This window comes from Rickettsiales bacterium (assembly GCA_033762595.1).
GTDB lineage: Bacteria > Pseudomonadota > Alphaproteobacteria > Rickettsiales > UBA8987 > JANPLD01.
On the sequence record JANRLM010000059.1, the window covers coordinates 1 to 3,254 of the forward strand.

Annotated in this window: 4 protein-coding genes; 2 read left to right on the forward strand and 2 right to left on the reverse strand. The window is 32.4% G+C overall.

From position 1 onward, the window contains the following. Positions 1-699, forward strand: a 699-nt coding sequence (locus tag SFT90_04565) for a Na+/H+ antiporter NhaA (protein ID MDX1949756.1), incomplete at its 5' end; no start/stop codon positions are given. Positions 700-929: 230 nt separating this feature from the next. Here the strand turns inward: SFT90_04565 and panB are convergent. After that, the gene (panB, locus tag SFT90_04570; GenBank protein ID MDX1949757.1) at positions 930-1,718 is read right to left on the reverse strand and encodes a 3-methyl-2-oxobutanoate hydroxymethyltransferase; all 789 of its coding nucleotides are present in this window, start codon (positions 1,716-1,718) and stop codon (positions 930-932) included. Beyond that, the gene (panC, locus tag SFT90_04575) at positions 1,715-2,548 is read right to left on the reverse strand and encodes a pantoate--beta-alanine ligase (protein ID MDX1949758.1); all 834 of its coding nucleotides are present in this window, start codon (positions 2,546-2,548) and stop codon (positions 1,715-1,717) included. The genes panB and panC overlap by 4 nt, the downstream gene beginning before the upstream one ends. Positions 2,549-2,561: 13 nt before the next feature. Here panC and zapE point away from each other — a divergent pair. Further along, positions 2,562-3,254, forward strand: a 693-nt coding sequence (gene zapE / locus SFT90_04580) for a cell division protein ZapE (GenBank protein MDX1949759.1), incomplete at its 3' end; no start/stop codon positions are given.

Genomic DNA, 3,254 nt, shown 5'->3' on the forward strand with positions numbered 1-3,254 from the left:
TTTCTGCTGGCGATTGCAATATATGATGATTTAGCAGCAATTATAATTATCGCTTTATTTTATTCTGCTGGTTTGAATATAATTGCTTTAGCCCTTGGAATTTTAGGGGTTATTCTACTATTCTTATTAAACAAATTCAAAATTGAAAATATTATTCCATATATTTTAACGGGGTTTTATATGTGGGTTTGTTTCCATTACTCAGGCATTCACACAACAATTGCGGGCGTTTTGCTGGGTGCTTTTATCCCAATTTCTAGCTTCAAAAACCCACATAAATCGCCATTAAAACATTTGATGCATATTATCCACCCTTGGGTAGCATTTTTTATTTTACCATTATTTGCATTTGTAAGCTCAGGAGTTAGCTTCAAAGGTATAAGCTCAGATGAAATTTTTGCTCCACTTACTATTGGAATTGCTCTTTCACTATTTTTTGGAAAGCAAATTGGAATTTTTTTTACAACCTATTTATGCTCAAAGCTAAAGATTGCAGATAAGCCAGAAGGCACAAATTGGTTGGATATTTACGGAACAGCTGTTATTGCTGGAATTGGCTTTACGATGAGTTTATTTGTTGGGCTTCTCGCATTCAAAGATCCAATTTTGCAAGATGAAGTTAAGATAGGTGTTATTGCCGGCTCTTTACTCTCTACAATATTAGGTTTTTTTGTGTTTAGAGTATTGAAGAAGTATTAAAAATCCCTCCTCTCCCTGTTCTTTCAGGGAGAGGGTAAGGGTGAGGGTATAAAAAAAATCTGCGTTATTTCGAACGAAGTTAGAAATCTAGTTTTAATTTAATCTTTACCAGATATCTCGCTTCGTTCCATATGACAATAAACCCTCACCAAGATTTTCTAATTCGCTTTGCTCTTAAGAAAATCTGTCCTCTCCCTGCTATCACAGGGAGAGGAGAATGCGTTAAAAAACTAATACAAATACTCTTTTGTTGGGAATTTTTGGGATTTTACTTCGCTAGAATATTTTTTTGCTGCGTTTGAAATAACATCTTTTATGTTAGAATATTTTTTTACAAATTTTGCAGATTCATCAAAAAAACCAAGCATATCTTCAGTTACAAGCACTTGACCATCACAATTTTCAGAAGCACCAATTCCAATAACTGGATTTTTTGAAATTTTACAAATTTTATCAGCGATATTTTTCTTCACCCCTTCCAACACCACAGAAAAAGCCCCAGAATTATTTATTGCGTTAATATCTTTAATTATGGCATCTTCAGACTTTTTATCTTTCCCTTGCACAAAATAACCGCCATATTGATTAAAATACTGAGGTTTTAAGCCAATATGAGCCATCACTGGCACCCCCCTTTCAGTTAGAAATTTTATAGTTTCTGCCATTTCAAAACCGCCCTCTAGTTTTACTGCAGAACAATTTGTTTCTTGCAGAATTTTTGCGGCATTTCTATAGGCTTGCTCTGGACTTTCTTGATAGGTTGCAAAAGGCATATCAACAACAACAAGAGAATTTTTGCTAGATTTAACAACAGCCTTTCCGTGATTAATCATCATATCTAATGTTACTGGAAGCGTTGAATCAAATCCATAAAGCACCATTCCTAAACTATCACCAACTAATAAAATATCAGAATGATTATCCAAAATTTTTGCATAATTAGAAGTATAACAGGTTAGAACGGAAATTTTTTCCTTCAGCTCTTTTAATTTTAATATATCTAAAATTGTTTTTCTCATAACTGCAAATTATCTATTAACCTTGTTTTGCCTATATATCCAGCGAAGAAAATTCTTGTTTTATCAGAATAAATTTCTGCAATTTCAAGATTGTCTGAATTTCTAAACTCAAGATAATCAATTTTATTAAAGCCTAAATTTATAATTTCATTTTTAGCAGAAGATAAAATTTTTTCCGCATTATTTTTGCTCTTAAAATCTTCTAAAGCTTTAATTAAAATCTTATTTACTTTGCCAGCACTAAGCCGTTCTTCTTGGCTTAAATAAACATTTCTGGAAGATAAAGCAAGCCCATCTTCTTCACGCATAGTTTTAGCACTAATTACATCAAGATTAAAATCAAGTGATTTAACCATTTGATTTATAATGAAAACTTGCTGAAAATCCTTCTCGCCAAATATTGCAAAATCCGGTTGCACAATATTAAATAATTTAGCAACCACTAAGCAAACCCCTTCAAAATGGCCTTTTCTAAAAGCCCCACAAAGAATATCAGTTTTTTCTAATGGCAGAATTTTGAAATTATTTGCACTATAAATTTCATCTTTAGAAGGGATAAAAACCGCATCACAATTAGCATTTTTGAGAAGTTCAATATCTGAATTTTCAGCTCTTGGATATTTTTCAAAATCCTCACCTTGTCCAAATTGTGTTGGATTCACAAAGATTGAGCAAATCGCAATATCAGCTTTTTGCTTGGCAATTTCAACAAGCGATAAATGGCCTTTATGCAAAGCCCCCATTGTTGGCACAAAAGCAATTGACTTACCACTCGCTTTGAGATTAAACACAAATTGCCTAACTTCAGATTTTGTTTTAAGAATATTCATCAAATTTTTATCAATGTTTGATTCAGATACAGAAAATAATTCGCGACTTATTCTAACTTATAATAATCTTGTAACAAGTGGAAAAATCAAGCCCGATCAAGCTCAAAAACTTCTGGTAGAAAAATTATCTTTGCTATCTCAAAGAATTCTTAAAAATTTTGAGAAAAATAATCGTTTAATAAATAAAATCGTTAGAATTCAAAAAGCTCCCCCAAAAGGGCTATACATATATGGCGGTGTTGGCAGAGGAAAATCAATGTTAATGGATTTATTTTTTTCAAACCTTGATAGCCGAATTCAAAAGAGGAGAGTTCACTTTCACGCTTTTATGAATGAAATTCACGATAGGATTTTTGAAAAAAGAAAATCTAGTGATTCCAGCGATATTCTAAAAGAAGTTGCGAATGATATTTCTGAAATTAAGATTCTCTGTTTTGATGAAATGCAAGTGAAAGATATAGCTGATGCCATGATTTTAGGCAGGCTTTTTGAGGCACTTTTTGAAAATGGGGTTGTAATTGTAGCAACCTCAAACCGCCACCCTGATGAGCTTTACAAAGATGGATTGCAAAGGGATAGATTTCTTCCTTTTATAGATTTATTCAAACAAAGGATGGAGATTTTTGAAATAGAGAGCATTACAGATTATCGCTTACAGCACATAAAAAATCTAAGTCAAACTTACTTTTTCCCACTTGGAAAAGAC